This is a genomic window from Mycobacterium sp., from assembly GCF_032162605.1.
GTDB lineage: Bacteria > Actinomycetota > Actinomycetes > Mycobacteriales > Mycobacteriaceae > Mycobacterium.
Window position 1 is genome coordinate 22124 of sequence record NZ_JAVROT010000234.1, and the last position, 6048, is coordinate 28171.

Genomic DNA, 6048 nt, shown 5'->3' on the forward strand with positions numbered 1-6048 from the left:
TTCCTCAATTCTTGTACTTGGAAACGTAGTCGGTCATGGTGACGAGCTGGTAGCGCGATACCTCGTGGGCGTTCTCGTCCTCCGCGAACACCGACGACACCATCACGGTGTCGGGGCGATCGTAGAACCCGATCTCGGCCAGACCCGAGAAGAATTCGTCCCAGTCGACGTCACCGTCACCGATCTTCAGATGCTGGTGCACCCTTGCGGGGCCGCCGGGCGGGTTGGTGATGTACCGCAGCCCATGGCTGCGGTGATGGTCCATGGTGTCGGCGACGTGCACCAGCCGGAGTCGATCACCCGCGGCGCGCATGATCTCAGTCATGGTGCCCCCCATGTGAAAGGCGTGGCACGCGACGAACACCATGCCGAGATTGGGGGAGTTGACCCCTCTGATGATGCGCACCGCCTCGAATCCGTCCTCGACGAAGTCGTCTGGGTGAGGGTCGATTCGGACGTCGATGCCTTCGCGTTCGAAGATCGGCATCAGTTCCTCCATGGAGCGGAAGAACGCACGCTCGGACTCCTCAGCCCTTTCCGGCCTACCGGAGAACTCGGTGTTGATGACGTTGACGCCGAGGTCGACGGTGATCTGGATGACGCGCTTCCAGTTCCGCACCGCGGCTTCGCGGGCGTCCTCGTCTGGCCCAGACCACCGCAGCACCGGAAGGACGGATGCGATACCGACGTTCGCGTGTGCGCACGCCTTGCGGAACTTCACGACGAGATCGTCGTCGGCGCGGGGGTGGTTGTAGAACGGGATGAAGTCACGGTGCGGGGTGAGCTGCAGATTCTCGTAGCCCAATTCAGCGACGACACGTGGGAATTCGAGTAATTCGTAGTCGTGGTGGAACGGTGTCGGGTCGAGTGCGATCTTCACGCGTCACGCCCCCTCGATCGAATCCCGCGGGACCATGTCGACGGCGACGATCTCGCCAGTCTCCAAGGAGCGGACGCCCGCGGCGCACACCGCCGCCGCGGCGTAGCCGTCCCACGCACCCGGCCCGTCGGTGTAGTCACCGGTGGCATCGCCGGCCCGGACCGCATTCACCCACCGCTGGATCTCGGTGTCGTAGGCCTGTCCGAATCGCTCCTTGAAGCTCGGGGTGATCTTGCCGCCCCACTGACCGGGCGCAGTCTTGCGCAGGAGGCCGACGTCAAGTCCGATCATCGCGCTGCCCTTCTCGCCGACGACCTCCGTGCGGACCTCGTAGGCGACGCCGGTCGTGACGAAGAGCTCGACGTCGACGTGCTTGCCCGACTCGGTCGCGAAGATCGCGATCTGAGGGTCCTGGAGCCCTTCCGGCGCAGCGGGATTCGCCGACGGCTTGATCAGCTGCACCGAGGTGATCTCCTCGTCGAACAGGAAGCGCGTGACGTCGACCTCGTGAACCAGCGAGTCCTTGACGATCATCGAGCTGTCGAAGTTCGGTGGAACGACGGGGTTGCGGTGTGCGCAGTGCATCACCAGGGGTCGCCCCAGCTCGTCGTCGTCGAGAAGTGCCTTCAGCGCGGTGTACTCCAGATCGAACCGGCGCATGAAGCCCACCTGGATCAGCCGCTTCCCGAGCTCGGCCTCACGCTTGACCACCTCGAGCGAAGTCGCCACGTCTGTGGTGAGCGGCTTCTCGCACATGACCGGTTTGCCGTATTCGAGACACGCCAGGAGTTGCTTCTCGTGCGTCGGTCCCGGCGTGGCGAGCACCACGGCATCGACTCCCGCGTCGGCGATCGCGTCGAGTGGGTCGGAGATGGCGCGGCACCCGGGGATGGTCGCGGCGAGCTGCTCGGCCTTCTCCGATACGTAGTCGTTGACCACGGCCACCTGCGCGCCCGCGATCTTCTGCGAGATCCTCGCGACGTGGTCGGCGCCCATCATCCCGACACCGAGAACGGCAATGCGTAGCTCAGACATGGCTTTCGGCTCCTAGCTGAAACGAACGGACGGAACACCGCAGGTCCCGAGATAGCTTCGGGTGCGCTGGGCGATGGGCAGGGGCGCGTCGACGGCGCACGGGTACATGTCCTGCTCGACGATGGCGAAAACGTCGATACCGAGCTTGTCGATCGCCTCCAGCAACGGCGGCATGTCCGGGATTCCAAGGGGCGGCTCGGTCATCGCGCCCAGCTTGACCGCCTCACCGAACGGCAGGTCCTCGGCCTCGACCTTGGCCCGCACCACCGGGTCGACCTGCTTGAGGTGCAGATAGCCGATCCGCTCCGGCGCCCGCTCGATGATCGCGATGTTGTCGCCACCGCAGTAGCTGATGTGCCCGGTGTCCAGACACAGGTTCACGAACTCTCCGTCGGTCCCGTCGAGGAAGCGGTACACGTTCTCCTCGGTGTCGACGTGGCTGTCGGCGTGCGGATGAAACTGCGCACGCACGCCGTACTTCTCGAACATCGCCTTGCCCAGTTCGTTCATGCCACGGGTCTTCTTCGCCCACTGCTCAGTCGTCAGCGTCCGGTCCTCGAGGACCGCGCCCGTGGCCGGGTCGCGCCACATCTCGGGGATGACGACGACGTGCTTGCCGCCGACGGCCGCGGTCAGTTTCGCGACGTCCTCGATCTGCTTCCACACCGAGTTCCAACTGTCGGCCGCAGGAGTCCCGTCCCGGTGTAGGTGCTCGAAAACCGTTCCCGCGGAGAGCTTGAGGTTGCGCGCGGCGAGTTCGTCGGACAGCTGCTTGGGATCGGTCGGCAGGTAGCCGAACGGGCCCAGCTCGATCCACTCGTAGCCAGACGCGGCGACCTCGTCGAGGAAGCGCGTGTATGGGGTCTGCTGCGGGTCGTCGGGAAACCACACGCCCCAGGAGTCCGGTGCGGATCCGACCAGGATGCTGCTCACGTGTCTACTGCCTTTCAGCTCTCGGAGGGGCGGACGAAGGGGCGCTGGATCTTCTTCCAGTCGGCGTACGTCTGGTAGGCGGCTCGAGTGGATTCGAGCGTGGAGGTTTCCGATACCGGTACGTCCCACCAGGACCCGCTGTCTGGCGCGGGGATGAGCGGGTCGGTCTCGACGTGGATCACCGTGGTCCGGTCGCTGGCCTTGGCCACCTTGACCGCATCGGTGAACTCTGCGGCGGTGACCACCCGGATGACGTCGGCGCCCAGGCTGGCCGCGTTGGCGGCCAGGTCGACGGGCAGCTTGGCTCCGTCGAGTCGGCCGTCATCGCCGCGGTAGCGGTACGAGGTGCCGAACCGCTGGGAACCCAGTGCCTCGGATAGTGAGCCGATGGAGGCGAAGCCGTGGTTCTGCACCAGCACGACGATGACCTTGACGTTCTCCTGCACTGCGGTGACCAGCTCGGTGGCCATCATCAGGTAGGAGCCGTCGCCGACCATGATGAACACGTCGCGGTCCGGTTCGGCCATCTTGGCGCCGATGCCGCCCGCGACTTCGTAACCCATGCAGGAGAATCCGTATTCGACGTGATAGCCCTTGCGGTCGCGGGTGCGCCACAGCTTGTGCAGGTCGCCCGGCATCGAGCCGGCCGCACACACCACGACGTCGCGGGGGTCGGACAATGTGTTGACCAGACCGATCACCTGGTTCTGATTCAAAGCGGCACCCTCGTCCAACCGGTACACGGAGGAAACGGTGTCTTCCCATTCCTTGGCGAGTTCGGCGGTGCGGGTGCGGTATTCGTCACCCACGGAGTAGTCGCCCAGCGCGACGCCGAGCGCCTCGATCGCCTCGCGGGCATCCGAGACCACGCTGACACCGCCCTGTTTCACCGAGTCGATCGATGCCACGTTGACGTTGACGAAGCGGACGTCGGGGTTGTTGAACGCGGTCCGCGACGCGGTGGTGAAATCGCTGTAACGGGTGCCGATTCCGATGACCACGTCGGCTTCGGTTGCCAAGGCGTTGGCCGCAGTGGTTCCGGTCGAGCCGATGGCGCCGACCGACTGCGGGTGGTCGTAGGGGACTGAGCCCTTGCCTGCCTGGCTCTGCCCGACCGGGATTCCGGTCTTTTCGCAGAAGGCGGTCAGCGCATCGGTGGCGTCGGAGTAGATGACCCCGCCGCCAGCCACGATCAGCGGTTTGCGCGCGGAGCGGATCACGTCGGCGGCGCGGGCGATGACCGAACGCTCCGGCAATGGGCGTGCGACGTGCCAGGTGCGCTCGGCGAACAGGGATTCCGGCCAGTCGTGGGCTTCGGCCTGCACGTCCTGAGGAATGGACACCGTCGCTGCACCTGTCTCACAGGGGTCGGTGAGCACCCGCATCGCGCCGAGGAGTGCGGCGGGCAACTGCTCGGGTCGCCAGACGCGGTCGAAGTAGCGAGACAGCGGCTTGAACGCGTCGTTGACAGTGACGTCGCCGGAGGACGGCAGTTCGAGTTCCTGCAGCACGGGTGAACTGGCCCTGGTTGCGAACGTGTCGGCGGCCAGCAGCAGGACCGGCAGCCGATTGATGGTGGCGAGAGCGGCACCGGTCAGCATGTTGGTCGAGCCGGGTCCGACGCTGGCGGTGACGGCCCAGGTCTGCAGTCGGTCCTTCTGGCGGGCGTAGGCGACGGCGCTGTGCACCATGGCCTGCTCGTTGCGGCCGAGCACATAGCGCAGGTCCGGCTCGGTGCCCGACTCCAGCGCGGTGACCTCGTCCTGCAACAGCGCCTGGCCGAGGCCTGCCACGTTGCCGTGCCCGAAGATGCCGAATGCACCCGCGAAGAACTTGGTGCGCTTGCCGTCGTGCTCGACGTATTGCTTGCCGAGGAACCGAATGGTGGCCTGCGCGACGGTGAGTCGCACGGTCGCCTCGGTGTCGGGGGCCTTCTCCGCCTTCTTGGGCGCGGTGGAAACCACGGTCATGCTCCTTGGGGTGAGTGCAGTGGCAGGCGTGGGTCGACGGGCTGGTCGTCCCAGGTGCCGCGGAGCCAGGCATGCTCGGGGTCGTCGACGATCTTCCAGGCGCGCTCGGCGCCGGGTCCGGCCATCACGTTGAGGTAGTACATGTGGTAGCCGGGAGCGGCGACCGAGGGGCCGTGATAGCCGTGGGGCACCAGCACCACGTCGCCGGTACGCACCTCTTCGAGCACCTCGATCGGGCGGTCCGGGGTGCCGTAGACGCGGTGGTATCCGAAGCCGCGTGAATTATCCGGTCCCGCAGCGATTTCGAAGTAGTAGATCTCCTCGAGCTCCGACTGGGTCGGCGTGTTCTCGTCGTGCTTGTGCGCGGGATAGCTCGACCAGTTGCCGCCGGGTGTGATGACCTCACACGCGATCAGCGAGTCGGCCTCGAAAACGCCTGCGGTGCCGAAGTTGTGGACCTGACGGCTGCAGTTGCCCGCGCCGCGAAGCTCGACGGACACGTCGGCCGCGGCGACCCGGCGGTTGGGGAACGACCGCTTGGCATTGGCTCCGCAGATCGCGAAGCGGCCTTCGCCGGTGATCCGGTATTCCTGCCCGATGCCGATGTAGACCATGTCACTGGGGCCGTCGAAGACCGAGGCGCGCAGAGCCAATTCGAATGTCGCGCCATCACACTCGACGGTGCCACCTCCGGCCAGCGGCAGGATCATCACCTCGGTGTCGCCGGTGTGCAGTTCCGCACGCTGCGAATCGTCCAACTCCAGCACCTGCAGGGAGGACTCGGTCCAGCCGGCGGATTCCGGCGTGACGTTGACGGTGTACGGCAGTACGGCGCTGCGGGCCGGAATGTAGAGCTTGCTGAACATGCTCACCTCACCATTGAGACCGCGGTGGCGACCGCGGAGCTGACGTCGTCATCGGCTGGGTAGAGAAGGGTGCGCCCGACGATGAGCCCGCGGACGGACGGCAGGCCGAGCGCCTTCTCCCAGCTGGCGAATGCTTCGTCCGGATCGGCGGGATCACCACCGAGCAGCAGCGTCGGCAGCGTGGTGGACTCCATCACGCGGTCCATCTCCTCGACGACCGGCAGCTTCATCCAGGTGTAAGCGGACGTCGCGCCAAGGCCCTGGCCGATGTGGACGGACTTGATGACGGCATCGGGGCTCAGGTCGTTGCGCACCTTGCCGTTCACCCGCGACGACATGAACGGCTCGACCATCGCGATAAGGC

At 65.9% G+C, this 6048-nt stretch carries 6 protein-coding genes; all 6 read right to left on the reverse strand.

Annotated features, from left to right (window positions below; all coding sequences use genetic code 11):
- Positions 1–4: 4 nt before the first annotated feature.
- Complete coding sequence (locus QOI01_RS14285; RefSeq protein WP_526381927.1) at positions 5–880, reverse strand: sugar phosphate isomerase/epimerase family protein; 876 nt, start codon at positions 878–880, stop codon at positions 5–7.
- Positions 881–883: 3 nt separating this feature from the next.
- Positions 884–1915 carry a Gfo/Idh/MocA family protein gene (locus QOI01_RS14290; protein WP_526381929.1) on the reverse strand — a complete coding sequence of 344 codons (1032 nt, stop codon included), beginning with the start codon at positions 1913–1915 and terminating at the stop codon, positions 884–886.
- 12 nt (positions 1916–1927) lie between these two features.
- The gene (locus tag QOI01_RS14295) at positions 1928–2848 is read right to left on the reverse strand and encodes a sugar phosphate isomerase/epimerase family protein (protein ID WP_526381931.1); all 921 of its coding nucleotides are present in this window, start codon (positions 2846–2848) and stop codon (positions 1928–1930) included.
- Positions 2849–2862: 14 nt separating this feature from the next.
- Complete coding sequence (gene iolD / locus QOI01_RS14300) at positions 2863–4812, reverse strand: 3D-(3,5/4)-trihydroxycyclohexane-1,2-dione acylhydrolase (decyclizing) (RefSeq protein WP_526381933.1); 1950 nt, start codon at positions 4810–4812, stop codon at positions 2863–2865.
- Between the two features lie 2 nt (positions 4813–4814).
- The gene (iolB, locus tag QOI01_RS14305) at positions 4815–5684 is read right to left on the reverse strand and encodes a 5-deoxy-glucuronate isomerase (RefSeq protein ID WP_526381939.1); all 870 of its coding nucleotides are present in this window, start codon (positions 5682–5684) and stop codon (positions 4815–4817) included.
- Between the two features lie 2 nt (positions 5685–5686).
- Positions 5687–6048, reverse strand: a 362-nt coding sequence (locus QOI01_RS14310) for a Cgl0159 family (beta/alpha)8-fold protein (RefSeq protein WP_526381935.1), incomplete at its 5' end; no start/stop codon positions are given.

Coding starts and splice junctions, on each gene's coding strand:
- iolB (WP_526381939.1), bottom strand. CDS start 5,684: ATGTTCAGCAAGCTCTACATTCCGGCCCGCAGCGCCGTACTGCCGTAC.
- QOI01_RS14290 (WP_526381929.1), bottom strand. CDS start 1,915: ATGTCTGAGCTACGCATTGCCGTTCTCGGTGTCGGGATGATGGGCGCC.